The 23,215-nt window shown below is 42.4% G+C and carries 27 protein-coding genes and 1 pseudogene; 16 read left to right on the top strand and 12 right to left on the bottom strand.

Going from position 1 to position 23,215, the window contains the following annotated elements; translation table 11 throughout:
* Positions 1 to 8 precede the first annotated feature (8 nt).
* The 5 genes from thiL to GBN19_RS09340 form a co-directional block, all read right to left on the bottom strand.
* On the bottom strand, positions 9 to 926 hold the full coding sequence (gene thiL / locus GBN19_RS09360; protein WP_151777952.1) for a thiamine-phosphate kinase: 918 nt from the start codon (positions 924 to 926) through the stop codon (positions 9 to 11).
* A 16-nt stretch (positions 927 to 942) separates the two neighbouring features.
* Positions 943 to 1,389 carry a transcription antitermination factor NusB gene (gene nusB, locus GBN19_RS09355; RefSeq protein WP_151777951.1) on the bottom strand — a complete coding sequence of 149 codons (447 nt, stop codon included), beginning with the start codon at positions 1,387 to 1,389 and terminating at the stop codon, positions 943 to 945.
* Between the two features lie 3 nt (positions 1,390 to 1,392).
* Entirely contained in the window at positions 1,393 to 1,863 is a 471-nt protein-coding gene (gene ribH, locus GBN19_RS09350) for a 6,7-dimethyl-8-ribityllumazine synthase (protein ID WP_004750191.1), read from the bottom strand.
* Positions 1,864 to 1,874: 11 nt separating this feature from the next.
* Complete coding sequence (gene ribBA / locus GBN19_RS09345) at positions 1,875 to 2,996, bottom strand: bifunctional 3,4-dihydroxy-2-butanone-4-phosphate synthase/GTP cyclohydrolase II (protein ID WP_151709455.1); 1,122 nt, start codon at positions 2,994 to 2,996, stop codon at positions 1,875 to 1,877.
* A gap of 213 nt (positions 2,997 to 3,209) precedes the next feature.
* On the bottom strand, positions 3,210 to 4,484 hold the full coding sequence (locus tag GBN19_RS09340; RefSeq protein WP_151709456.1) for a hypothetical protein: 1,275 nt from the start codon (positions 4,482 to 4,484) through the stop codon (positions 3,210 to 3,212).
* A gap of 75 nt (positions 4,485 to 4,559) precedes the next feature.
* On the opposite strand from GBN19_RS09340, the gene serB reads away from it, so the two are divergent.
* The 3 genes from serB to GBN19_RS09325 all read left to right on the top strand — a co-directional run bounded on the left by serB (position 4,560) and on the right by GBN19_RS09325 (position 7,125).
* Complete coding sequence (gene serB / locus GBN19_RS09335; protein ID WP_151777950.1) at positions 4,560 to 5,780, top strand: phosphoserine phosphatase SerB; 1,221 nt, start codon at positions 4,560 to 4,562, stop codon at positions 5,778 to 5,780.
* A 402-nt stretch (positions 5,781 to 6,182) separates the two neighbouring features.
* On the top strand, positions 6,183 to 6,500 hold the full coding sequence (aciT, locus tag GBN19_RS09330; RefSeq protein WP_151777949.1) for an AciT family ciprofloxacin tolerance protein: 318 nt from the start codon (positions 6,183 to 6,185) through the stop codon (positions 6,498 to 6,500).
* Between the two features lie 145 nt (positions 6,501 to 6,645).
* Positions 6,646 to 7,125 (top strand): SCP2 sterol-binding domain-containing protein, encoded by a 480-nt coding sequence (locus tag GBN19_RS09325; RefSeq protein WP_151708374.1) that lies wholly within the window; start codon positions 6,646 to 6,648, stop codon positions 7,123 to 7,125.
* 47 nt (positions 7,126 to 7,172) lie between these two features.
* On the opposite strand, the gene dtd is transcribed toward GBN19_RS09325, so the two are convergent.
* The gene (dtd, locus tag GBN19_RS09320) at positions 7,173 to 7,613 is read right to left on the bottom strand and encodes a D-aminoacyl-tRNA deacylase (RefSeq protein ID WP_151777948.1); all 441 of its coding nucleotides are present in this window, start codon (positions 7,611 to 7,613) and stop codon (positions 7,173 to 7,175) included.
* 200 nt (positions 7,614 to 7,813) lie between these two features.
* On the opposite strand from dtd, the gene pncB reads away from it, so the two are divergent.
* The 3 genes from pncB (at position 7,814) to asd (ending at position 10,863) form a co-directional block, all read left to right on the top strand.
* Positions 7,814 to 9,019, top strand: a complete 1,206-nt coding sequence (pncB, locus tag GBN19_RS09315; protein ID WP_151777947.1) for a nicotinate phosphoribosyltransferase — start codon at positions 7,814 to 7,816, stop codon at positions 9,017 to 9,019.
* A gap of 144 nt (positions 9,020 to 9,163) precedes the next feature.
* The gene (locus tag GBN19_RS09310; protein WP_151777946.1) at positions 9,164 to 10,015 is read left to right on the top strand and encodes a sulfurtransferase; all 852 of its coding nucleotides are present in this window, start codon (positions 9,164 to 9,166) and stop codon (positions 10,013 to 10,015) included.
* Complete coding sequence (gene asd / locus GBN19_RS09305) at positions 10,012 to 10,863, top strand: archaetidylserine decarboxylase (protein WP_151777945.1); 852 nt, start codon at positions 10,012 to 10,014, stop codon at positions 10,861 to 10,863. Before GBN19_RS09310 ends, asd begins: the two co-directional genes overlap by 4 nt.
* A gap of 60 nt (positions 10,864 to 10,923) precedes the next feature.
* Here the strand turns inward: asd and GBN19_RS09300 are convergent, their stop codons facing one another.
* From GBN19_RS09300 to phoB, 3 genes are read right to left on the bottom strand one after another with little or no spacing between them, the layout of a single operon-like run.
* The gene (locus GBN19_RS09300; protein WP_151777944.1) at positions 10,924 to 11,268 is read right to left on the bottom strand and encodes a hypothetical protein; all 345 of its coding nucleotides are present in this window, start codon (positions 11,266 to 11,268) and stop codon (positions 10,924 to 10,926) included.
* An 18-nt stretch (positions 11,269 to 11,286) separates the two neighbouring features.
* Positions 11,287 to 12,648: a phosphate regulon sensor histidine kinase PhoR gene (gene phoR, locus GBN19_RS09295; protein WP_151708380.1), complete on the bottom strand. Its 1,362-nt coding sequence runs from the start codon at positions 12,646 to 12,648 to the stop codon at positions 11,287 to 11,289.
* A gap of 13 nt (positions 12,649 to 12,661) precedes the next feature.
* Positions 12,662 to 13,369: a phosphate regulon transcriptional regulator PhoB gene (phoB, locus tag GBN19_RS09290; protein ID WP_151708381.1), complete on the bottom strand. Its 708-nt coding sequence runs from the start codon at positions 13,367 to 13,369 to the stop codon at positions 12,662 to 12,664.
* 183 nt (positions 13,370 to 13,552) lie between these two features.
* Here phoB and GBN19_RS09285 point away from each other — a divergent pair, with 183 nt between their 5' ends.
* Positions 13,553 to 14,392, top strand: a complete 840-nt coding sequence (locus GBN19_RS09285) for an SDR family NAD(P)-dependent oxidoreductase (protein ID WP_151777943.1) — start codon at positions 13,553 to 13,555, stop codon at positions 14,390 to 14,392.
* 56 nt (positions 14,393 to 14,448) lie between these two features.
* Here the strand turns inward: GBN19_RS09285 and GBN19_RS09280 are convergent, their stop codons facing one another.
* The gene (locus GBN19_RS09280) at positions 14,449 to 14,607 is read right to left on the bottom strand and encodes a DUF1328 domain-containing protein (RefSeq protein WP_151708383.1); all 159 of its coding nucleotides are present in this window, start codon (positions 14,605 to 14,607) and stop codon (positions 14,449 to 14,451) included.
* A 196-nt stretch (positions 14,608 to 14,803) separates the two neighbouring features.
* Here GBN19_RS09280 and GBN19_RS09275 point away from each other — a divergent pair, with 196 nt between their 5' ends.
* The 3 genes from GBN19_RS09275 (at position 14,804) to GBN19_RS09265 (ending at position 17,126) form a co-directional block, all read left to right on the top strand.
* Positions 14,804 to 15,250, top strand: coding sequence for a YcgN family cysteine cluster protein (locus GBN19_RS09275; protein ID WP_151777942.1), 447 nt, complete (start codon positions 14,804 to 14,806; stop codon positions 15,248 to 15,250).
* Between the two features lie 201 nt (positions 15,251 to 15,451).
* Positions 15,452 to 16,705, top strand: coding sequence for an ammonium transporter (locus tag GBN19_RS09270; protein ID WP_375707866.1), 1,254 nt, complete (start codon positions 15,452 to 15,454; stop codon positions 16,703 to 16,705).
* A 58-nt stretch (positions 16,706 to 16,763) separates the two neighbouring features.
* On the top strand, positions 16,764 to 17,126 hold the full coding sequence (locus GBN19_RS09265) for a hypothetical protein (protein WP_151777940.1): 363 nt from the start codon (positions 16,764 to 16,766) through the stop codon (positions 17,124 to 17,126).
* On the opposite strand, the gene GBN19_RS09260 is transcribed toward GBN19_RS09265, so the two are convergent.
* Complete coding sequence (locus GBN19_RS09260) at positions 17,123 to 17,746, bottom strand: cation transporter (protein WP_151777939.1); 624 nt, start codon at positions 17,744 to 17,746, stop codon at positions 17,123 to 17,125. The two genes, GBN19_RS09265 and GBN19_RS09260, sit on opposite strands and share 4 nt — an antisense overlap.
* A 72-nt stretch (positions 17,747 to 17,818) precedes the next feature.
* Here GBN19_RS09260 and GBN19_RS09255 point away from each other — a divergent pair, with 72 nt between their 5' ends.
* The 5 genes from GBN19_RS09255 (at position 17,819) to GBN19_RS09235 (ending at position 22,558) form a co-directional block, all read left to right on the top strand.
* Complete coding sequence (locus GBN19_RS09255) at positions 17,819 to 18,226, top strand: MerR family transcriptional regulator (RefSeq protein WP_151708388.1); 408 nt, start codon at positions 17,819 to 17,821, stop codon at positions 18,224 to 18,226.
* Positions 18,227 to 18,293: 67 nt separating this feature from the next.
* Positions 18,294 to 19,457 carry a PQQ-dependent sugar dehydrogenase gene (locus tag GBN19_RS09250; RefSeq protein ID WP_151777938.1) on the top strand — a complete coding sequence of 388 codons (1,164 nt, stop codon included), beginning with the start codon at positions 18,294 to 18,296 and terminating at the stop codon, positions 19,455 to 19,457.
* An 85-nt stretch (positions 19,458 to 19,542) separates the two neighbouring features.
* Positions 19,543 to 20,256 carry a tetratricopeptide repeat protein gene (locus tag GBN19_RS09245; protein WP_151777937.1) on the top strand — a complete coding sequence of 238 codons (714 nt, stop codon included), beginning with the start codon at positions 19,543 to 19,545 and terminating at the stop codon, positions 20,254 to 20,256.
* Positions 20,257 to 20,324: 68 nt separating this feature from the next.
* Positions 20,325 to 21,227: an alpha/beta hydrolase gene (locus tag GBN19_RS09240; RefSeq protein WP_151777936.1), complete on the top strand. Its 903-nt coding sequence runs from the start codon at positions 20,325 to 20,327 to the stop codon at positions 21,225 to 21,227.
* A gap of 56 nt (positions 21,228 to 21,283) precedes the next feature.
* Complete coding sequence (locus GBN19_RS09235) at positions 21,284 to 22,558, top strand: replication-associated recombination protein A (protein ID WP_151777935.1); 1,275 nt, start codon at positions 21,284 to 21,286, stop codon at positions 22,556 to 22,558.
* A gap of 35 nt (positions 22,559 to 22,593) precedes the next feature.
* Here GBN19_RS09235 and GBN19_RS09230 read toward each other — a convergent pair whose 3' ends face one another.
* Positions 22,594 to 23,097: a hypothetical protein gene (locus GBN19_RS09230; RefSeq protein WP_228271244.1), complete on the bottom strand. Its 504-nt coding sequence runs from the start codon at positions 23,095 to 23,097 to the stop codon at positions 22,594 to 22,596.
* A gap of 28 nt (positions 23,098 to 23,125) precedes the next feature.
* On the opposite strand from GBN19_RS09230, the pseudogene GBN19_RS15935 reads away from it, so the two are divergent.
* Positions 23,126 to 23,215 (top strand): annotated as a pseudogene (locus tag GBN19_RS15935) (IS630 transposase-related protein); the annotation flags it as partial.

Here is a 23,215-nt window from a genome sequence, read left to right as displayed (position 1 = left end):
TAGGTGGTTTATGCAAAGTGTTGATATCCGCTTAATGGTAAGGATTGAGGTTGCCCTTGGTATTCCAGTCTTAAACCGAACTCAGCCTGAATCGACCCGATGATGGTAAATGGTGTGGTTGGGTTCAACTGACATAAACGCTGATAATTGTCTTTAGACAGAGTAAAGCACAACTCATAGTCATCGCCGCCTGCAAGGGCATATTGCCAACGTTGTTCAGGCGCTAAGACCTGTAGAGCAGGGTCAAGCGGGAGCTGATCAAGAGACAAGGTTGCACCAACCCCTGAGGCTTTTAAAATATGCCCCAAGTCTTGTGCGAGACCATCAGAGATGTCAATCATGCTTGATGCCAGTCCTCGTAAACTTTGTCCAAGTTCACAGCGAGGTGTTGGATAGTCTAGCCGCTGCTGTAGAGGATGCCCCAAGTGTTGTAAAGCAAATGCAGCATCACCGATTTGTCCGCTGACCACGACATAGTCACCGACCTGTGCACCCGAACGGGTAATGCCCTGAGCCGTTGGAATCCAGCCCAATGCAGTGACACTAATGGTTAAATGTGGACTTTGTGTGGTATCTCCACCAATCAATTGCACGTTGTAAGGGGCACAGCAGTCAAATAGCCCCTGACTAAAACCTTCGAGCCAAGCGTCATCGACTTGTGGCAAGCTGAGTGCCAAGAGAATACTGTGAGGGGTTGCACCCATTGCAGCTAAATCGGAAAGGTTGACAGCAACACTCTTCCAGCCAATGGCATGTGCAGCAGTAGAAAGTGGGAAGTGGCGACCTGCAACCAGTGTATCGGTGCAGATCACCAGCTGTTCCCCCACGGGTGGGGAAACGATAGCCGAATCATCTCCAATACCTAAGTCGACCTGTGCAGATGCAGCAGTTTTGAAATAGCGATCAATCAGCGAAAATTCGGCCATAGCGTTCGACAACACATTAGTCTTGCTGTTTTTCAGCTTCGCGTAGCACTTGTGCTAAACGATCCAATACACCATTGATGTATTTGTGGCTGTCTGCACCACCGAAGTGTTTGGCAAGCTCAATCGCTTCATCCAAAACAACACGGTATGGAATTTCTAAATGCTGACGTAATTCGTAAGCACCTAGACGTAAAGTTGCAAGCTCAACACCATCAAGCGCATTAATTTCACGATCAAGTACAGGAATCAGCAAGGCATCTAATGCTTCGTGCTCTGCCACGATTTGAGTCAGCAATTCGTGGTAGTAGTTTAAGTCGACTTTGTGCATGGCATTTTCAGCACGGGTGCGTGCTTCAATTTCATGAACAGGGTTATGGCTCATTTGCCATTCATAGACGCCTTGTACAGCAAAACGACGTGCTTTGCGTTTTGCTGCATAAATTGCTTGTTGTGTTTGTGACATGAATTAAATTGCCTTTAACAAATTCACCATTTCAATAGCAGTCAAAGCAGCTTCACTGCCTTTGTTGCCCGCTTTGGTGCCTGAGCGTTCAATTGCTTGTTCAATGCTGTCAGTAGTGAGTACGCCGTTAATGACAGGCAGACTAGACTCTAAACCAACAACACCTAAACCTTTGGCACATTCACCCGCAACGAAGTCAAAGTGAGGTGTGCTACCACGAATCACTGCACCCAATGCAATAATTGCATCGAATTGTGCAGAGTTCGCCAATTTTTTCGCAACAACAGGCAGCTCCCATGCACCAGGTGCATGAATGACTGTGATATTTTCTTCTGCAACGCCATGACGTTTTAATGTGTCAATTGCGCCTTCAAGCAAATGTTCAACCACAAAGCTATTGAAACGAGCAACCAAAATCGCGTAACGGCCTTCGCTCGCGAGATGTAATAAACCTTCTATACGGCGAATCGCCATAGCAACCTCGATTATTTTCCAAAAGATTGATCGGCAGAAATATATTCCACCACTTCTAAGTTAAAACCAGAAAGGGCATTGAAGCGTAATGGTGAACTGAGGAGTTTCATTTTTTCCACTCCTAAGTCACGCAAGATTTGCGCGCCGACCCCAATGGTCTGATACTGATGTGACAATGCCGCATTGGATTTGACTGGCGTTGGCGCAGTTAATGCATCGAAAGCAGGGCCTAGGTCAGGCAAGCTTTTTTGACCAATCCAAACCAGAACGCCACGTTCACTGTTGGCAATCGTTTGTAGTGCATGGTCAATTGTCCATGCAGGCTCGCCCGATTGTTTTTTCAATTTTAATAAATCACGCGTTGGGTTAAAACCATGAACACGAACGGTGGTGGTGCCTTCTTTCGGCTCACCTTTCACCAAAGCCAAATGAATGTCTGGGCTGCCTTGCTCTTGATAGCGATACAATTGCAATGGACCATATTCAGTATCAATGGTTTGCTGACTTAAACGTTCAACCGTTTGTTCATTGGTCATACGGTAATGAATCAAGTCGGCAATTGTACCAATTTTTAAGCCATGTTTTTCAGCAAATATTTCTAAATCTGGACGACGAGCCATTGTGCCGTCTTCTTTGATGATCTCGCAGATCACCGATGCAGGTTCTAAACCCGCTAAACGTGACAAGTCTGAACCTGCTTCAGTATGTCCAGCGCGGTGTAAAACCCCCCCTGGCTGAGCCATGAGCGGGAAAATATGCCCAGGTTGTACAATGTCACTTGGTTTAGCTGCAGCTGCTACCGCTGTACGAATGGTATGCGCACGTTCTGCTGCTGAAATACCTGTCGTAATACCAGCCGCCGCTTCAATCGACAGAGTAAAGTTAGTGCCATGTTGTGCGCCGTTTTGATCGACCATGAGCGGTAAATTCAATTGCTTACAACGTTCTTTACTCAAGGTCAGACAAACAAGACCTCGGGCATGGGTAATCATGAAATTGATATCTTCAGCACGCACATGCGTTGCTGCCATGACTAAATCGCCTTCATTTTCACGATCTTCGTCATCCATAAGGATGACCATTTTACCAGCACGAATATCTTCGATAAGCTCTTCAACTGTATTGAGCGCCATCCTGTCCTACCTTAACCCTAGATCGACAATCTGATCGATTGTTGCAATTGTTTATATTAGCAATTTTTAGGCAGTATTGCCTATGTTTCCAAGCGGAACCACAGCAGCTTTTCTGATGTGTATTTCTATAATGGTGCTAAAGCTGATGATGTCAAGGTAAAATCACCATAAAAAAACCCCGCAACATTGGCGAGGTTTAAAAATATGCCCAATTTAAGTGGTGCTAGAACGTGATTTCTTACTTTTTAAAATCTCGGTTCTTAAGCTTTGTGCCAACTCGGCACATTCACTATTCATACCACTGATCATGAATGCGTGACGGGTCAGTACATTGCTTGGATTTGGCAATGCTACCAATTGGAAATGATCGCTCACCAGTTTTAAATATTGTTCTTGAAGATACAGCGCACTTTCTCTTGCACTTAAATGATGGGTTAAGCGGGCTGCGGCTTGCGTGGCATCAAGCTGCATATCTTCAACGGCATTGGCAATGGCACAGCGGGTTTGTAGTACAAAACGTTTTTCTTCGCGATAACGTTTATACAGGACTTCAGAGAGCAACTGAAATACCATACCAATCATCAGTAAACATTCGACAGCTTTTGGGCGTTCCGCATCAATACTAATGTTTGCACCATCTGCTTGAAAACTTTGCTGTACATTGATATCTGCGGGTGACAGATCATAGTGTTGCGCACATAAGTCAATGCTTTTCTTTAAGAATAACTGACACAAGTTAAAATAAGGCACAGAAACGGTTTGACTCACTGTACTCAATAATTGCTTAGGGTCATAAAATTGAATGTTGAGTGCTAACGCATGTGGATGTGCAGGACGATCAGATTTTTCACTCGCCAGTAATTTAGTTGGGATGGCTTGTTTTTTCGATTGTTTTTGTGCCTGAGCAATCACCACGGCACTGTTGTGTTTTTCCTGTTCCAATGCTTGAGTGAGCGCCTGAATTTCATGTTTTAAACGTGATTCATTATTGACTCGTGCCAAGTATTCGCTACGGCTTGGACGGGCAATCGCACGATAAGCAATCCATAAAGCGAAATGTAAAATCAGAGAAATAAAAATGGCGAGCCATTCGCTACGCAAAATTTCACCAATGCTTGGTTTGATGAGGGTGACTTCAACACGTCCAACTTTCTTTTCATTTTGTAAAGCATCGCGACTAAAGACTTCACCTTCACGGGTTCGGTATAAGCCATCTGTGGCGAGGACTTGGTTTGAAGCATCGAGAATACGAATTGAGGCAATACTTGGATTGGTTTTATAACGATCAACCAGAAGTGCTAAAGAAACGCGGTTTGCAGGGTCAAGCTCATGCAAGCTGTCTGTAACAAGTTGCGTTGTTAACAACTCACCTTGATTTGCACGATTTTCTTTGAGTTGATGTGTGGTTGCGATGACCAGCAAAAAGGTTTGCAATGCAAAACTTACAATTAGCAGGCTAGCAAATAGCCCTTGTCTAGGTGCATTCAAGGTAAACTTCCAAGGCAATTCAATTCATTTTCGATTATGATTCTAGGCATAGTTGTAGCTCAGACTGAGTCATCCATGCGAGAAATCATTCTTATTTCATTTTTAGGACCCGACCAACCCAATCAGTTCACTCGATTGATGCAGGTTTTGTCCTCTCATTCATTACAAATTTTAGATGTTGGTCAGGCTGTGATTCATAATCAGTTGACTCTTGGCATCGTGGTTGCATCTGAAGATCAGACGGCAACAGCATTGGCAATGAAAGAGATTTTAATTTTAGCACATGATATTGGCTTAACTGTGCGATTTAAACCAATCTCCAACGCAGAATATGATCAATGGGTTAGTGAAGGTGGACGTACCCGTTATATTGTGACGGCATTTGCACCAGAATTGACAGCTGCCGATCTGCAAGCAGTGACAAAAATCGTGTCAGGTCAGGGGTTTAATATTGAAACTGTGACCCGTTTATCAGAACGTTTGTCACTTGACTCACCTGAAGAACAGCACCGTCGTGCTTGTGTACAATTTGGTTTGAAAGGGCAAATGCTCGATGCTCAGGCCATGCGTGCGGCATGTTTACGTTTGTCCAATGAGCTGAATGTCGATGTAGCTGTTCAAGAAGACAATGTTTATCGTCGTAATCGCCGTTTGGTCTGCTTTGATATGGACTCTACTCTGATTGAGCAAGAGGTGATTGATGAGTTAGCGCTTGAGGCAGGTGTGGGCGCACAGGTGGCTGAGATTACTGAACGTGCCATGCAAGGCGAACTCGATTTTCAGCAGAGTTTCCGTGCACGTGTTGCCTTACTAAAAGGTTTAGATGCATCTGTATTACCTAAAATTGCAGAGCGCCTGACTATTACGGAAGGTGCAGAGCGCCTGATCTCGACTCTAAAAGCTTTAGGCTATAAAACAGCGATTTTGTCAGGTGGTTTTCAATATTTTGCTGAATATCTGCAAGAGAAATTGGGCATTGATGAAGTTCACGCCAATATTTTGGATGTCCAAGCGGGGATTGTGACAGGCGAAGTAAAAGGTGCGATTGTCGATGGCGCACGCAAAGCAGAATTGCTTCGTGGTTTAGCCAATGATATGGGAATTTCATTGGAGCAGGCGATTGCTGTTGGTGATGGCGCTAATGATTTGCCAATGCTGTCAATCGCAGGTTTAGGCGTGGCTTTCCGTGCTAAACCACTGGTTCGTCAAAATGCCAATCAAGCGATTTCGAGTGTCGGTTTAGATGGTGTTTTATACTTACTCGGTGTGCATGATAAAGATATGCATCGTGCTTAAAAATTGTCATCGTTCCAAAAAAGCACAACTTTAGAGTTGTGCTTTTTTAATATAAATTAAATATTTATTTCTTAATTTTTACATTTTTATGTTTGGTCAGACTTTTTTGTAAAAAGTGATAGAGTTCACATAAAATAAATTTGGCTGTGTAATGACAACCAAAGCCATATATTTCTTATATTTGTGAAGTTTTGTGAATAACAGCATCGGTCATCATCTCAAGATTCACGACAGAGTGTGTCGCTTTAATCAAAATCAGCTCTTTTTTTTCTTTTAAAACTTTGCATAATGCAAAGACGGACATGTAAATAAAGCAGTATGGAAACAGAAACCTAGATTAGACTGCATGTTCAAAAATAGATCAGTAGTTTATTCACAGTTATGTGATCGACGGAGGTTTTTATGTTAACAGCAAATTTTGCCAGCATTATTGGGTTGAGTCTGATTGGCATTGCACTTGTGGCTGTTTTCTTCTCGCCTTTTCGTCATTGGTTGGGGTTTATGTGTGCAGGAATGGCATTCTGGGGGATTGTTGAAAGCATCCGTTTAAGTCTGCAATATGCATTTCACTTGCCAATGACGTATGGTTATTTAACTGCTTTAAGTTTAGTCATGATTGGAATCACCTTATTACTCTTAAGAGCAGATCGTATTGCACAAAAGGCATTGGCAAACCGTCGGTTAATTGAACACACACCTGTGTATGAAGAAGAATTATAAAATCAGTTACTCAACTCGGGCGTATTGAAAAATACGCTCTTTTTTTACTTAAAAATTGTTATACAAAGCCTTGTTCTTGATTTGCAAAGTTATGATACGATGCGTTAAAGATGAATAAAATGACAAATAGGCTCGCTTAATGCACATGAATCTTTCTGCTATTCCTGTTGTAAAGTTACCTTTGCTGAATGTCAGCACTGATCCGCTTGATTTATTGGTAGTTAGCATTGTTTTACGTATGAAACAGCTTGCAAAAACTTCACCAAAATTTATTGAATTATCACATGATCGCCAAATCCGTATTCAGATTGCGACAGATGCGGGTTTTGCCCGTCAGATTTTGGTGAACAATGGTAAAGTTGAAACTGTCGCGGGTGCGCCTCAGCCTGCTGACTTTACCCTACAATTTGCTGATAGTGATCAAGGCGTAAAGACCTTAATTAAAGGCGAACCTTCTGCATTTATGACAGGCATGCAAAACGGCAGCATTAAAATGGAAGGGGATTTTAGTTTACTGGTCTGGTTTAATAAGGTTGCACGCCTGTTGCCACCACAATTGCCTAAGCCTGTACAAGCCAAAGTTAAGCAGGTTCGTCAGTTTGTTCGCCAAAAGACAGGCAAATAATTGATGATCATACTAAAAAGCGCTCAGATTTGAGCGCTTTTTTATGTTTAAAGCACTTCAAGGTTAAATGTCACAGGGCCGTCATTGACCAAGTGGACTTGCATGTCAGCAGCAAAAATGCCTGTTTCAACTTGCGGGTATTGGGTCTTGGTATATTCAACCAGTTGCTCATACAATGCTTTGGCTGCGCTAGGTGGCATGGCTGGGCCGAAGTCTGGGCGTAAGCCTTTTTGAGTGTGTGCCATCAGGGTGAACTGTGAAACCAGTAAGATGCCGCCTTGAGCTTGCGCTACATTCCAGCCCATTTTGCCATTTTCATCATCAAAAATACGATACTTTAAAATTTTATCAATCAGCTTTTTGCCAATATCCAAGTTATCTTGTTGAGCAAGACCTAGAAATACCAAAATACCTTGTTGAATTTCACCTGTAATTTGTTCATCGACAATCACTTTAGCCGATTTGACCCGCTGCAATAACGCACGCATGTTTGGAATGACTCGTAAAAAGTACAGACTATAAACATTTCTTTCAGGCTTTGAAATGTTTTTACAGAAATGGTTGTGGCGATAAATTCGGCAAAAATGCAGCGAATTTGCGAGTTTTTTATCATTATTTGCTAAAACACTCACTGAGTTGCCTATAAAAGTATGGTTTAATGCTTTGAGCTAAAAACGATCTAACCGATATGGAACCAATCATACGATCCTTGCTTGATACGGATTTATATAAATTTACCATGCTACAAGTGGTATTACATAAGTTCCCGCAAACCCATAGTGTTTATCAATTCCGTTGCCGCAATCTTGAAGATACGGTATATCCATTAACGGATATTTTGGACGATTTGAATGAGCAGCTTGATTATTTGTGTGAGCTGCGTTTTCAGGATGATGAACTTCAATATTTGCGCAATTTGCGTTTTATCAAAAGTGACTTTGTCGACTATTTAGAATTATTCCAACTTAAACGCCGTTTTATTCGTGCAGGGATTGATGATCAGGGACGCCTCGACATTCATATTGAAGGGCCGATGGTACAAGCCCTGATGTTTGAAATCTTTGTTTTGGCGATTGTCAATGAACTATATTTCAAACGCGTTCATTCTGAAGAGGTACTGGCAGAAGGTGAGCGCCGTTTACAAGCCAAATTGCAGCTCTTAAAACAATACGAACAGCAAATCGATAACAGTCCATTTTTAGTCTCTGATTTTGGTACACGTCGTCGTTATAGCTTGACATGGCATAAGCATATTGTTGAAGAGTTTTATCAGGCTGCGCCGAATGTGTTTCGTGGTACCAGTAATGTGATGTTGGCGAAAGAACTGGGCATCACCCCAATCGGCACAATGGCTCACGAATTTTTGCAAGCATTTCAAGCGTTGGATGTGCGTTTGCGTAATTTCCAAAAAGCAGCACTTGAAGCATGGGTTCAAGAATATCGTGGTGATTTAGGCATCGCTTTAACCGATGTGGTCGGAATGGATGCCTTCTTGCGTGATTTCGATTTGTACTTTGCCAAACTGTTTGATGGTTTGCGTCATGACAGTGGCGACCCGTATGAATGGGGTGATAAAGCTTATGCACATTATCAAAAGCTAAAAATTGACAGTAAAACCAAGATGCTAACCTTTAGTGATGGGTTAGATTTGCAACGTGCATGGGATTTGTACCAGTACTTTAAAGATCGTTTTAAAGTCAGTTTCGGGATAGGAACCAACCTGACCAATGATATGGGCATTAAACCACTCAATATTGTATTGAAACTGGTGGAATGCAATGGGCAATCGGTTGCCAAAATTTCAGATAGTCCGGGTAAAACCATGACCGATAATGACACTTTTCTGGCTTATTTACGTCAGATTTTTCAGGTTGAAGACGTGTTGAGCGAATAAACAACCAGATTCAACTGTCGATTTGAGCATTGTGTCTTGTGAATCTTAGGCACAATGCTTGCATAAAAAATCATAAATCGACAGGAAAAGCCTATGTTATGATCAAGTCTGATCGAGTTTCAGTACGCCTTGAGCCAAATAAAAATGACCGCCACTTCTGAATTAAAATTGCCTTTATTGATTGAAGCCGAAGACCTAGTGCCACATTTAGGCAATCCGCACATCAGAATTGTGGATTTAAGCCGTGGATCTGTCTATGAACAGCTACATATTCCACATGCGATTCATCTTAAACCTCAGCAACTGGTTCAGCAGCATGAATTGGCTTCAGGCATGTTGCCAGATGTTGAGCGCCTAGAGCAATTGATTGAATATTTACAACTTTCACCTGAACATCATGTAGTTGCCTATGATGATGAAGGGGGAGCTTGGGCAGGACGTTTCTTGTGGAATCTACACTGTTTGGGTTTTGAGCAGACGAGCTTACTCAATGGTGGAATTCATGCTTGGTTAGCTGCAAGTTTACCAACGACGGCTGAGGTCGATGTATTGCCTGTGGTTGAGCAACGCTTAAAAGTTGATTTGACACAGGTAGCTAAAGTCCGAATTGAATATGATCAACTCATTGAATTAGTTCACAATCAGCAGATTCAGCTTTGGGATTGTCGTACTGTGGATGAATATACAGGGCTACGTTTAGCCGCACGTCGAGGGGGGCATATTCCACATGCATTGCATTATGAATGGAGTACTGCACTTAATCGTCAAAATCATTTAAAATTACGTACTTTAGAACACATACAGCAACGTTTGCAGCAATTGGGCTTTGATTTTAGTCAGCCAGTGGTGGTGTACTGCCAATCACACCACCGTTCAGGATTGGCTTATATTTTAGGTCGCCTGTTGAATTGGAATATTCGCGCATACGATGGTGCATGGAGTGAGTGGGGAAATCGCCCCGATAGTCCAATAGTTACGGGAGATAAACCGCTTTGAGCCTCACATCACAACTGAAGAAACGTCTTTTTTTACAGGCACAACGTGTTGTTCCACAGCATCAACTTAGCCGCGTAGTCGGAAAAGTTGCTGCCAGTGAAAACCCGATTGTTAAAAACATTGTCATTCAGGCATTTAAATCCAAATACGATATTGATTTGTCGATTGCCGAGCAAACCAATCCATTACAGTACAAGTCATTTAACGAATTCTTTACTCGTGCTTTAAAGCAGGGCGTACGTCAGATTGACAGCGACAGTCGTAGTATTGTCAGCCCAGCCGATGGTGCTATTTCGCAGATTGGTCAGATTACCGATGGCGAAGTGTTCCAAGCCAAAGGACAAAGCTTTTCGGTAGAGCAGTTGGTGGGTGACCCACAACTGGCTGCACCGTTTAAACAAGGTCAATTTGCAACAGTTTACTTGTCACCACGTGATTATCACCGCGTGCATATGCCTTTTGCAGGGACTTTAACAGAAACCTTGTATGTACCTGGTGAATTGTTCTCAGTGAATCAGGTGACTGCTGAAAATGTACCGAATCTGTTTGCGCGCAATGAACGTATGGTGTGTTTGTTCGATACCGAAATCGGACGGATGGCCGTGGTGCTTGTCGGTGCGATGATTGTGGCGGGTATTGAAACCGTTGCAACAGGTAAGGTGAAACCCAATGGTCGTTTAGACTTGCAACAACATCATCTTGAATTGCAAAAAGGTGATGAGTTAGGGCGTTTCTATTTGGGTTCAACTGCAATTATTTTATTTGAACCGAATACCATGGCGTGGGATCAGCAATTTAAAGCAGAGTCTGTAGTGGTGATGGGTGAGCGTTTAGGGCAGACCCTCTAATTTAGCAGCTCACTCCAGTCAAATGAAAACGCAACCTAGAGGGTTGCGTTTTTTTGTGGATTATCGTTGTTGGGCAAAAGCTGCAACACATTCAGGGTAGGAACGACGAGCCTGAGTTTGTTGAGTTTTAGATAAAGTAAAATAAGCTTCGATCCATTGATTCGCTAAAGTGTTCCTAAATTCTGGCTGCTGAAAAGCATAGTCAGGGATACTGCCTTGCTGAATTTGGCGCATTTTGGCTCGAAGTTGTTGCAGATCATGCGGTGCTTGGGGCTGCCGAATCACAAAACATAAAATCGCTTGATAGCGTGCAATTTCATCGGCATCGGGTTGTTGTGCTTGAATCAGTAAAAATACAAGCAGGGCAGCACATAGACCGCCAATCACAATATAAAACTTTTTCATGCCTGCTAGTGTAGGGCTTTATGCCTCAGCTTGACAGAGGCGCTCTTTGGGAAAGACCGCTTTAAAGCATGAGCCTTGATTAGGTTTAGAGTCTACTTCTAGATGTGCGCCATGCTGCATCAGAACATGTTTGACAATCGCAAGACCTAAACCTGTACCACCTGTCTGGCGGCTACGTGCACTATCCACACGGTAAAAACGTTCGGTCAACCGTGGTAAATGTTTTGGATCAATCCCGATGCCATTGTCTTCTACTGTAAAATAACCATGTTCCTGATCGTCATGCCAACCAATGGTGATCACACCCCCTTTTGGGGTGTATTTAATTGCATTGGTAATCAAATTACCAAAAGCACTCGCCAGTTCAACATCTGAACCGATTAGATCACAATGACTGTCAATGTCGAGATTGAGGATATGGCTATATTCAGAGTTATAAGCTTGGGCATCATCAAAAAGTTGGTTCATCAGGCTAGGCATGTCCACGATTTGATTTTTGGCGAGCTGTTTATCATTTTCTAAACGGGATAACAGCAATAAGTCATTGACCAAGGCATTCATGCGTTTGGTTTGAGCCTGCATCTGTTCAAAAGGGCGTCTCCAGCGTGGATTGAAGTCTTCCTGATCGGTAAATGTTTCTAAATAACCACTTAACACGGTGAGTGGTGTTCGTAGTTCATGGGAAATATTATCGACAAAATCTTTACGCATTTGTTCAAGGTTATGTACACGCGTCACATCATAAGCGACAACCAAGCGACTTTCTAAACCAAAACGGGTCAGTTTGATCTGTACATAACGATCTTCATGCAAAGAAGATTTCAGCTTAATTCCATCGGGTTGCTGTTCCATATTATTGAAATATTCAACAAAAGCGGGCTGGCGTAAAATACCCAAAATATTACGCCCCCGATCCAGCTCCTGAATGCCGAGTAAGCGCTCGGCTGCAGGGTTCCACCATTCAATTTGATGCAGCTCATCGGTGAGTACCACGGCTTCAGCCAGTGCAACCAAGGAGGACTGGGCACGATCAATCAAACCCACCATCTCCGCCTGAACGACGCGTTCTTGGCGTTGGGAACGATAGATATTGAACAGTAATGCCCCCCAAATTCCATTGAGATTGGGAGGAACTTCATAAGGGCGGTTGGCAATCCAGTCATTGACCAAATACAAGGCGCGTAATTGCATGACAACAAACAGGATAAATGCAGCTGCAATACATCCCCAAAAATGACCGATCCCAAAGCCAACTAGACTCGCAATAATCAGGAAAAACAGTAAAATCCGTAAGTCTTGCTTAGCATAGTCCCATAAACTGCTATAACGATAATTTTTATGTTCGTGGCTAATTTCTGGGGTGGGGTACGGTTCATACATAAAGGTGGTCTAACTAACTTAAAGCATCGGCACGAGTTGAGAAACGGTAACCTGTACCACGTACAGTTTGTACGAAGCGATCAACACCAAAAGGTTCGAGTACTTTGCGCAGGCGACGAATATGGACATCAATGGTTCGGTCTTCAATATAAACGTTACCGCCCCAGACTTGATCTAGGAGTTGAGCACGCGTATAAGCACGTTCTGGATGCGTCATAAAAAATGCCAGTAAGCGATATTCTGTCGGTCCCATATCCAAGATATTATCAGCAAAACTCACGCGCTGACTCACTGGATCTAAGATTAACCCATTGGCGTCAATGACTTTTTCACCACTCAACGCATTAGAACGACGTAAAACCGCTTTAATCCGTGAAACCAGTTCCCGTGTTGAAAATGGTTTGGTCATATAGTCATCTGCACCTGCATCGAGACCTTGAACTTTATGGTCTTCTTCGCCACGAGCAGTCAGCATAATCACTGGAATTTCAGACAGCGTTTCATCACGTTTCAAACGACGGCACAAATCTACGCCACTGACTCCCCCTGGTAGCATCCAATCAAGTAAAATAAGGGCAGGGCGCTGATCAACGATCATTTGATGAGCCTGTTTGGCATCTTCGGCTTGCAGACACTGAAAACCTGCCATATCGAGCGATGTATGAATCATCTCACGAATCGGTAATTCATCATCGACGATTAAAATGTAGTCCTCTTTCACAAGGTTAAATCCTATCACTGCTTTATTTGTATATAGCTCAGTATTACAAAGACTAATTATGACAGTATCATTGCAGCAGATTATAGGTATCTGCAATTTTAAATAATATTTGTGACAAAATCTTGATCACCACATGACTAAATGATGACGCGGGTGGTAATCAAGTACAAGATTGAGATGGTAATGAAAAATTTTCAAGGAAAAGTGGCTGCAATTTCAGGTGCAGGTTCAGGTATTGGTCAGCAGTTGGCAATTTTGCTTGCACAACAAGGTTGTCATTTATCCTTGAGTGATATTAGTTTGGCAGGTTTGCAACAGACCTTAGCATTATTGAAAGAATCCACTGTGAAGATTTCAACGCACATGGTCGATGTCGCAGAACGTGAGCAAGTTCAATATTGGGCAGAGCAAACTGTACGTGAACATGGGCAGGTCAATCTGATTTTTAATAATGCAGGCGTGGCATTGGCTTCGACGGTTGAAGGTGCGAGTTATGAAGACCTGACTTGGATTACCAATATTAATTTTTGGGGAGTGGTCTATGGCACGAAAGAGTTTTTACCTTATATCAAGCAGACTCAAGAGGGTCATATTGTCAATATTTCCAGTATTTTTGGAATAGCAGCTCAGCCTACCCAGTCAGCTTATAATGCCAGCAAGTTTGCAGTGCGTGGATTTACGGAAGCCTTACGACAGGAGTTAGATATTCAGCGTTGTGGGGTCAGTGCTTTATGTGTGCACCCAGGCGGAGTGCGGACGAATATTGCAAAATCAGCACGTTCTAACCAAAGCTTAAAAACTTTGGGCATTGAAACAGATGGTACTCAGCAAGACTTTGAAAAATTGCTGCGAACGCCCCCTGAGAAGGCTGCCAAACAAATTTTAAAAGCCATACGCCGTAACCAACGCCGTGTCTTGATTGGTGCAGATGCCAAGATTTTAGACTTTTTGCAGCGCTTATTTCCTGCGGGTTATCAGCGTTTCAGTGTCTGGTTGAATCGTTTACAGACATGGAAAGATTAAAAACAAGAAGAGAAGCTTTAGCTTCTCTTCTTGTTCAACATGTTGGCTGTAGTTTCTTAAACTCGACCTCGTGATAAGAAGCCGATGACTGCCAAAATTATCGCAACAACCAATAAGATAATGGCGAATTGTTGAGATAAACCAGCTACACCACCGAATCCAAGTAAGCTAGCAATCAGTGCAATCACAGCAAAAATAATTGCCCAACGAAACATGATGATTCTCCTTAAGTTTTTTATTCTGTGAAGTCAGTTTAGCACTATGATTTTGCATGACTGTTTTTGCTTTGTGCATAAAATGTGCAACTTTCACACGGCTTTTAGCATCACTCTGTAAGTTATGTTGATAAAATTTAAGTCGCTTGTTGCCATGCTATAATTGAAACTCTGTTGTTTTTAGGCTGAATTGCTGATGTCGCTACGCCCTCAATTTTGGAAGAAATATCCATTAAATCAAATGTCAAATGAGGAATGGGAAGCCTTGTGTGATGGCTGTGGCTTATGTTGTTTATTGAAGCTTGAAGATGAAGATACCCATGAAGTTGCTTATACAAAAGTGGCGTGCAAGTTACTGAACTGTACAACAGGACAATGTTCAGATTACATTCATCGCCAAACACATGTGCCAGATTGTATTCACTTAACCCTAGAAAAATTAGAAACAATTCATTGGTTACCCTCTAGTTGTGCCTATCGACGCATTTATGAGGGTAAAAACTTACCTTCATGGCACTATTTAAATACAGGATCACGGCAAAGTGTGATTAAAGCCAAAAAGTCAGTTGCGGGGCGCTGTATTTCAGAAGAATTTATCCATGAAGATGAGCTTGATGAATATGTGGTTCGTTGGGTGACATAAAATTAAAATAAAAACAATAAAATAGCGGTTAAAAAAGCATCTCCTTAAATTGTTGGCTTAGATTTTGCTTGATTTTTATACATATAAAATTTGTGAAATTTCAAATATTCTAAGCAACAGTGTCATGGGGGGTAAATGTATAAATATCGTGATATCAAACATCTTCTACTCATCTTACTTGGCTTTTTTGCAAGTTCGAGTATGACTTGGGCAGCAACTGCCCCTTATGTCACCAATTTAGATCAAATCAATAGTGGTAATACCGCGTGGATGTTGACATCCACCGCCTTGGTATTACTGATGACTATTCCCGGAATTGCATTGTTTTATGCAGGAATGGTACGCAAAAAGAATTTAATCACAACTGCATTACAAAGTTTGGTCATTGTTTGTTTAGCTAGTGTGTTATGGGCTGTAGTAGGTTATAGCCTTGCATTTACACCGAATAATGCCTTCATTGGGGGCTTTGATCGCGTGATGTTGCAAGGTGTGGTTTTCGATGCAATTGATGGCAAGATTTCGGTGAGTCATATTGCTTCGAGTATTCCTGAAACGGTTTGGATCATGTTCCAAATGACCTTCGCGATTATTACCCCCGCATTAATCACAGGGGCATTTGCAGAACGAATGCATTTTTCAGCGATGTTTTGGTTTATGTTTTTCTGGATTTTACTGGTTTATGTCCCTGTAGCCCATTGGGTTTGGGAACCAGCAGGTTGGCTTGCGGCAAAAGGTGCTTTGGATTTTGCAGGCGGTACTGTAGTTCATATCAATGCAGGTGCAGCAGGTTTAGCCTGTGCTTATATGTTGGGTCAGCGACAAGGCTATGGTAAAGAACCATTTTTCCCCAATAACCTGATTTATACCTTTATTGGTGCATCATTATTGTGGGTGGGTTGGTTTGGTTTCAATGCAGGTTCAGCAGGGGCAGCCGATGGTCGTGCAGGCATGGCGATGTTGGTGACACAATTAGCCGCCGCAGCCGCTGCATTGACTTGGTTATTGGTGGAATATATCAGTCGTCGTAAAGCAACTTTATTGGGGGCATGTTCAGGTGCGGTAGCAGGTTTGGTGGCGATTACCCCTGCATCGGGTTTTGTGGATATGACAGGTGGTTTACTGATTGGTTTGATTGCAGGCGTGTGTTGTTACTGGGGTGCAACCCAACTCAAAAGTTTACTCAAAGCCGATGATTCTTTAGATGTCTTTGGTATTCATGGTGTAGGGGGCATTGTCGGTGCGATTTTGACAGGTATTTTTGCACAAAAACAGATCTCAGGTTTGGATGCAAGTTTACTTGTGCAAGTTATTGGTGCGGTCACAACCTTCATTTATAGCGCTGTGGTTTCAATCATTATTTTATTTGTGATTAAGAAGGTCATTGGCTTACGGGTCGATGCTGAACAAGAACAAATCGGATTAGATTTAGCGCAACATGGCGAGCATGTGCCTTAATGTGTTGCATAAAAAATAGATTCAGTGCACTCACTTGAATCAGACTGTGGAGATGAATATGAAAACGATATTAAGCAAAGATAAAAAAGTTGAGAAAGAAATCTTTGATCTAGCCACACAGTTGTATGTGCGTTTAAGACGCGTTGTTGGACGCGTGATTGATGTGGTTTATCTGGAGCATAATTTAGAGTATGCAGAAGAGGTGGTTAGACTTGCTTTATCCACAGGAGATAATGAACTACATCGTTTGGGTTTACGTTTAGAAAGCGTATTGGCAACAGGAACAGCACCAACTCATATTCCAACAGTGAAATTTGTCGCGCCTGTCACCGCAACTCATCCAGCAATGGCTGAAGAAATCAGCCATCCTGTGATGAATAAAGAAGAAGTTCCACATCATTATATTGGAGCGCTACGCTAAGTCACTTTGGCTGCTTGGCGCTCGGCACGGGATTTTTGAATAACGTGATAACCTGAGCTAAAGCCCAAGCTGGCCATGACAACAGCCACAACAAGATCGGGAATGCTGCTTTGTGTGCCAAAAACACCGATAGCAGCCAAGATCACAGCAATATTTCCAATCGCATCATTGCGGCTACAGAGCCACACCGAGGTCATATTGGCATCGCCATCGCGGAAGGTATAAAGCACAAGGGCACTCAGCACATTGGCAACCAAAGCCAATAATCCGATCAGTCCCATCGTTATGGCTTCAGGCTGAAGCCCTGTCCAGTAAGCCCAAACCACCTTGACCAAGATCAGTACAGCAAAAGCGAACATAGTGATGCCTTTAACCAGTGCAATACTGGCTCGCCAATAGAGACTCATACCGAGTGCCATAATGGAAATCGCATAGTTAAAAGCATCTCCTGCAAAATCTAGCGCATCTGCCCAAAGTGCTGTTGAACCTGCTTTTATGCCAACAACAACTTCAATGATAAACATGCTGAGATTCAAGAAGAATGCAATCCATAGCGCATTGCGGAATTTTTTTGATCGTGCCTGTTTCGGCGTATGATGTTCACATTGACAACCTGCCATTTGAAAATCCTGTCTAATCTGCATACACTGATTTAAAAGCTTGGAGTAACTCTAAGGTCAAGAGAGGTGTGTATGTTTTTTAGCATTGGTGAACTCGCTAAAAAATCGAAGCTTTCAGCCGATACCATTCGATTTTATGAAAAAAAGCAGTTATTTGCTGCACCACCGCGCGCCAACAACAATTACCGTTATTATGATGATCAGGCTTTACAGCAGCTGATTTTTATTCGGCACTGCCGAGAATTGGGAATGTCACTCAAGGAAATACAAGAGATGAATACCCTGTTACAACATCCTCAAGATAACTGCGCAGTGGTTGATGAACTGGTTGAGGCACATTTGGGGCATATTCAGGAGAAAATTCAGCAATTACAAAAATTTAGTCAGCAATTACAGCAGTTACGTCAAAGCTGTAATTCACAAGCCTGCATACAAGATTGTAATATTGTTAGAACCTTACATCAGCTGGATGCAGAGTAAGGCTAAAAATATAAAAAATTCATTCATCGCAAGATGCATGAAAGTGTTTTGTGAAAAGGATGTATCGATGCAAAGATTTAAACATCTTTTACTATTTATGTCAGTTGGGTGGCTGGTGAGTGCCTGTAGTTCATCAGATTTTAGTCAGTTAAAAGCGCTCAAGGAATATTTTGATCAGCCTGACGATACCCGTAATTCTAAGTTTACTTTACTGCATTTTCAAAAAGTCAGTTATTTTAATTCGCCGTGGGCACTGGCGGCATTGCCTGATGGACGTTTGCTCGTCACAGAAAAGGCAGGGGCAATTAAACTCTTTGAACCCGCAACCCAAAAAATATTGAGTGTTGCAGGCGTACCTACAGTGGTAGATGCAGGACAGGGCGGTTTGGGAGATATTGTTTTACATCCCGATTTTCAGCGTAATCATTTGATTTATTTTAGTTATGTTGAAAGCTCTGATCAGGGAACTGGCGCAGTGGTCGATCGTGCTGAATTAGATTTGTCACAGGCGCAGCAACCACGGTTATTACATCGGCAACGTATTTGGACACAACAGCCTAAAGTACGTGGTCATGGTCATTTTTCTTATCGGGTGCTATTTGACCGAGATGGTAAGTTGTGGATTAGCTCAGGTGAACGTCAGCAATTTAGCCCAGCCCAAGATTTACAAAGCCATTTGGGGAAAATTGTACGCCTCAATGCCGATGGTTCAGTGCCCGCAGATAATCCGTTATATGCCCAAGGTGGAACAGCTGCACAGCTTTGGTCATGGGGGCATCGTAATCCTTTAGGCATTGCTTTTGACAGCCAAGGACAACTTTGGGAAGTCGAAATGGGGCCAAAAGGTGGCGATGAGTTAAATCAAATTCATAAAGGTCGGAACTATGGTTACCCTTTGGTGTCTAATGGTGATCATTATTCAGGAATTAAAATTCCACGGCATAGTACTTGTCCTGAGTTTCAGGCTCCTGTCGTGAGTTGGACACCCGTGATTTCTCCTTCAAGTTTAATTATTTATCAAGGTAAACGTATTCCGCAGTGGACAGGAAAGGCATTGATTGGAGGTTTATCCTCAGAGTCGATTATTGTGGTCGATCTTCAGCAGAAACCGATTAAGGAACTGGAAAGGATTGAAATGGGACAGCGGATTCGTGGCTTACTGCAAACGCCAACAGGAGATTTGTGGGTCATTGAAGATGGGGAGAATGCAGCTTTACTTAAATTGCAGTAAACTATGCGCGTTTTTATTTCTGAATGAAAAACTACCTTAAAATGACTGAAAAATAAAGAAAATTGATGATATTAACTGGATTTTTATGAATAAAATTAGAAACTTATTTTTGGTTACTGTGCTCAGTGGCTTTTTGAATACCCCTGTATATGCAGCAATCGATTTCGATGAAATGAGTGCTCCACAGGTTTTACAACTCGCTAAACAAGGTCATCCTGAAGCGCAAAATAAAATTGGCGATATCTACTATTACGGTGATGATGAAACTGAACAAGATTTTGATCAGGCGCTTATGTGGTATGAAAAGGCAGCAAAACAAGACAATGTAGATGCTGAATATGCTCTTGGACTCATGTATGACGATGGCGAGGGTGTCGAACAGGATCTAAAAAAAGCTTTAGCCTATTATCGCAAAGCAGCTCAGCATGGTTCAGCACAGGCAATGACCAATATTGGCTATCTTTATGAAAATCAAAAAGAGATTCCAGATTATCATCAGGCATTTTCATGGTATAGCCAAGCAGCGAAACTTGGCGAGCCAAATGCATTGAATAACTTGGGAACATTTTATCTGCATGGTTATGCAGTGGTGAAAAACAGTAAGAAAGCCGTTGAATATTATTCACAAGCCGCAGAGCAAGATAATGCGCTTGCTCAGTATAATTTGGGCTGCTTATATCGCGATGGGATTGGCGTTATCCAAAATAACAAGCAAGCGCTGAAATGGCTAGCAAGAGCCGCAGAGCAAGGCAATGAAGATGCGCAAGCGGATTTGTACAGTTTGATTGAAGCACTCTAATTAAAATTATTTGATAATGATTCTCAATAATGATAAAACAAAACATCTCGTTTTGTAGCACGATCATTATGAAATTTTCAGCTCAGGCAGGCAGCATCTTATTGGGCTGCTTGCTTGGTTTTAGTAGCATCACGGCAAATGCCCGTCCCAATATTCAGCCGTTACCTGCCAATATTGCCCAAACAGGCTCGGCTGTTTATCAGTTTAAAACTTTAGAATTTGACTCGAAAGATCGCCAGCGACACTATCGGGTGTGGCTCGGAATTCCTAAACATGCTGCGCCAGCCCAAGGTTATGCCGCGCTATATATGCTCGATGGCAATTCTGCAATGTCACATCTTCAGGAAAATGTCCTGAAACAACTGAGTAAGTCGGATGCACCTGTTTTGGTGGCAGTGGGTTATCAAAGCAATTTGCCTTATGAAGTGAATGCCCGTGCTCAGGACTATACGCCTGCCGATGCTTCGGGCAAGTTACAGCCTGATCTCAATCACCCTGAACGGATAACAGGTGGGAGTGCCGAGTTCCGTCAACTGTTATTAGACAAGATTGTGCCGTGGGTCAATCAGCAGACACAGATTAATCCGCAGCGGACTGCGTTGTGGGGACATTCTTATGGTGGATTGTTTGTGTTAGATACCTATTTAAACAGCAACTATTTCCAGTCTTACTTTGCGGCAAGTCCTTCGATTCACTGGCAAAATGACCGTATTCAACAGATGTTGAATCAGGCAACACCTGCCCAGTTACAGCATAAGCATTTATCAATTATTGAAGGTGACGTACAAACCCCTGTTGCTGCCGAGGATCAAGATAAGCAGATTGATGAATTAATTGATCAAAATCGTGAGATTGTGCGACAACTGCATCGTAAAGGCGCAGATGTCAAATTGGTGGTGTATCCCGACTTGAGGCATGGTGAAGTTTTTTCTGCTTCGTTGCTTGATGTAATCACCGAACAACGCTATTGAATGGCTATTTCAATCTTGTAGACTATAACAAAGCCAAAACAACGAATTGAAACCACATGTCAGAGAGCCAAATTCCATTACCCGAGCGTTTGCGTCCCCGTGATCTATCTGAAATTATTGGGCAAGAACATTTGCTGGGAGATGGTGCGCCCTTGCGGCAAATGATTGATCAGGGGCATTTACCTTCGATTATTTTTTGGGGGCCACCAGGTGTTGGAAAAACCACGATTGCCTTACTTTTGGCACAAGCAGTGGATCGTCCTTTTATCAGCTTGTCGGCACTGAATACTGGAGTCAAAGAACTCCGTGAAGTCATCGCAGAAAGTGGTGACTTACTGGCACCTGTGGTTTTTATTGATGAAATTCATCGTTTTAATAAATCTCAGCAAGATGCATTATTGGGCGCAGTCGAAAAAGGTAAAATCACCTTAATTGGTGCGACCACAGAAAATCCGTCTTTTGAGATAAATAGTGCTTTGCTGTCACGCTGTCAGGTCTATAGCTTAAATGCCTTGTCCAATGAAGCGATTGAAAGTTTATTAAATAAAGCACTACAGCAAGACCGTTTCTTAAAAGACCGTCAGATTTATATTGATGAATTTGATGCGTTAATTCAGTTTGCAGCAGGTGATGCACGTAAGGCACTTAATTTACTGGATTTAATTGCCAGTACCTTTGAGCCAGAGCAAGACAATCATATCAATAATGCACTGGTGGTGCGTGTCGCTCAGCAAAACATTGCACGTTATGACAAGTCAGGCGAGCAGCATTATGATTTGGTTTCAGCATTCATTAAATCGATTCGAGGGAGTGACCCAGATGCAGCCTTGTACTGGATGGCACGCATGCTCAAAGGTGGGGAAGATCCATTATTTATTGCGCGTCGTATGCTGATTGCAGCTTCGGAAGATATTGGGAACTCCAACCCAAATGCACTGTTACTGGCGGGAGAATGTTTCCGTTCTGTGCAGGTGATTGGGATGCCCGAAGCCCGTATTCTGTTGGGGCAATGTGCGGTGTACTTGGCGACCAGTGCCAAAAGTAACAGTACCTATTTGGCAATTAACCGTGCTATGGAATTGGCAGAGAAAACTGCAAATTTGTCTGTGCCATTGCATTTACGCAATGCACCAACCAAGCTCATGAAACAACAGGGTTATGGTGTCGACTATCTCTATCCACATGATTATCCAGAGCATTTTGTCATGCAGGATTATCTGCCACCTGAGCTCAAAGGCACAAAGTTGTATGAATCGGCTCGCAATAAGCGAGAAGTGGAAGGTGAGCGTTTGCAACAGCGTCGCTGGCAGCAAGAACAGCAGCAACAGTAAACCAAATTGCCAAGATTCCTTGGCAATCTTTTTGATTATCTTAACGTTGAAATGGCTTTACAGGACACGGGCTTAGTCAGCAGTTCGGCTTTGTGATTGTTAAAGCTGTAAAGCTTGCCCTGATTATAGATTTTGATGATTTTGGCATGTAAAACTTGAGTTTTAAATGCAGTCAGCTGTTTTGACTGACCTGATCCAAAAATATTGCCGTAGTTTTTATTGTCGAGTAGAAACTGGATTTGTCCTGCCTGTTCGTCATAGGCTTTAAGAACGACTTGACCATCACTATTTTCAATGGAGAACGTTGGATTTTGGCTCGTCACATTACAGTTGAGTTTAAGCGAGAGAACATCACCTGTTTTGGTCTTATTTTTCAGGTCATAAATGTCCTGTTTTTTGTTCTCAATATAAGACCATTGATCGTTTGGCAGGTTTTCAGTGAGTTGTTCTAGCTGGCTGATATTACTATCACTGACATCAACCACGCCTTTTTTGTTGGCTTGTGGGATTTCTTCTTTCGCAAGTCCGACTATAGTCAAATCATTATAAAACCAATACAATGGTGCAATGAGTTATTCAGAACATTTTAGACGTAAAATTTTAGCTAAGCTTGAGGAAGGTTATTCTATTCGAGCGGTAGCTGCACAATTTGAAATT

Source organism: Acinetobacter brisouii, from assembly GCF_008993995.1.
Taxonomy (GTDB): Bacteria; Pseudomonadota; Gammaproteobacteria; order Pseudomonadales; family Moraxellaceae; genus Acinetobacter; species Acinetobacter brisouii_A.
This window is presented reverse-complemented; position numbering and strand designations above follow the sequence as displayed.

Excerpts from the sequence above, each read along its gene's own strand:
- thiL (WP_151777952.1), bottom strand. The coding sequence starts at position 926 with ATGGCCGAATTTTCGCTGATTGATCGCTATTTCAAAACTGCTGCATCT.
- nusB (WP_151777951.1), bottom strand. The coding sequence starts at position 1,389 with ATGTCACAAACACAACAAGCAATTTATGCAGCAAAACGCAAAGCACGT.
- ribH (WP_004750191.1), bottom strand. The coding sequence starts at position 1,863 with ATGGCGATTCGCCGTATAGAAGGTTTATTACATCTCGCGAGCGAAGGC.
- ribBA (WP_151709455.1), bottom strand. The coding sequence starts at position 2,996 with ATGGCGCTCAATACAGTTGAAGAGCTTATCGAAGATATTCGTGCTGGT.
- serB (WP_151777950.1), top strand. The coding sequence starts at position 4,560 with ATGCGAGAAATCATTCTTATTTCATTTTTAGGACCCGACCAACCCAAT.
- aciT (WP_151777949.1), top strand. The coding sequence starts at position 6,183 with ATGTTAACAGCAAATTTTGCCAGCATTATTGGGTTGAGTCTGATTGGC.
- GBN19_RS09325 (WP_151708374.1), top strand. The coding sequence starts at position 6,646 with ATGAATCTTTCTGCTATTCCTGTTGTAAAGTTACCTTTGCTGAATGTC.
- dtd (WP_151777948.1), bottom strand. The coding sequence starts at position 7,613 with ATGCGTGCGTTATTGCAGCGGGTCAAATCGGCTAAAGTGATTGTCGAT.
- pncB (WP_151777947.1), top strand. The coding sequence starts at position 7,814 with ATGGAACCAATCATACGATCCTTGCTTGATACGGATTTATATAAATTT.
- GBN19_RS09310 (WP_151777946.1), top strand. The coding sequence starts at position 9,164 with ATGACCGCCACTTCTGAATTAAAATTGCCTTTATTGATTGAAGCCGAA.
- GBN19_RS09300 (WP_151777944.1), bottom strand. The coding sequence starts at position 11,268 with ATGAAAAAGTTTTATATTGTGATTGGCGGTCTATGTGCTGCCCTGCTT.
- phoR (WP_151708380.1), bottom strand. The coding sequence starts at position 12,648 with ATGTATGAACCGTACCCCACCCCAGAAATTAGCCACGAACATAAAAAT.
- GBN19_RS09285 (WP_151777943.1), top strand. The coding sequence starts at position 13,553 with ATGAAAAATTTTCAAGGAAAAGTGGCTGCAATTTCAGGTGCAGGTTCA.
- GBN19_RS09280 (WP_151708383.1), bottom strand. The coding sequence starts at position 14,607 with ATGTTTCGTTGGGCAATTATTTTTGCTGTGATTGCACTGATTGCTAGC.
- GBN19_RS09275 (WP_151777942.1), top strand. The coding sequence starts at position 14,804 with ATGTCGCTACGCCCTCAATTTTGGAAGAAATATCCATTAAATCAAATG.
- GBN19_RS09270 (WP_375707866.1), top strand. The coding sequence starts at position 15,452 with ATGACTTGGGCAGCAACTGCCCCTTATGTCACCAATTTAGATCAAATC.
- GBN19_RS09265 (WP_151777940.1), top strand. The coding sequence starts at position 16,764 with ATGAAAACGATATTAAGCAAAGATAAAAAAGTTGAGAAAGAAATCTTT.
- GBN19_RS09260 (WP_151777939.1), bottom strand. The coding sequence starts at position 17,746 with ATGGCAGGTTGTCAATGTGAACATCATACGCCGAAACAGGCACGATCA.
- GBN19_RS09255 (WP_151708388.1), top strand. The coding sequence starts at position 17,819 with ATGTTTTTTAGCATTGGTGAACTCGCTAAAAAATCGAAGCTTTCAGCC.
- GBN19_RS09250 (WP_151777938.1), top strand. The coding sequence starts at position 18,294 with ATGCAAAGATTTAAACATCTTTTACTATTTATGTCAGTTGGGTGGCTG.
- GBN19_RS09245 (WP_151777937.1), top strand. The coding sequence starts at position 19,543 with ATGAATAAAATTAGAAACTTATTTTTGGTTACTGTGCTCAGTGGCTTT.
- GBN19_RS09240 (WP_151777936.1), top strand. The coding sequence starts at position 20,325 with ATGAAATTTTCAGCTCAGGCAGGCAGCATCTTATTGGGCTGCTTGCTT.
- GBN19_RS09235 (WP_151777935.1), top strand. The coding sequence starts at position 21,284 with ATGTCAGAGAGCCAAATTCCATTACCCGAGCGTTTGCGTCCCCGTGAT.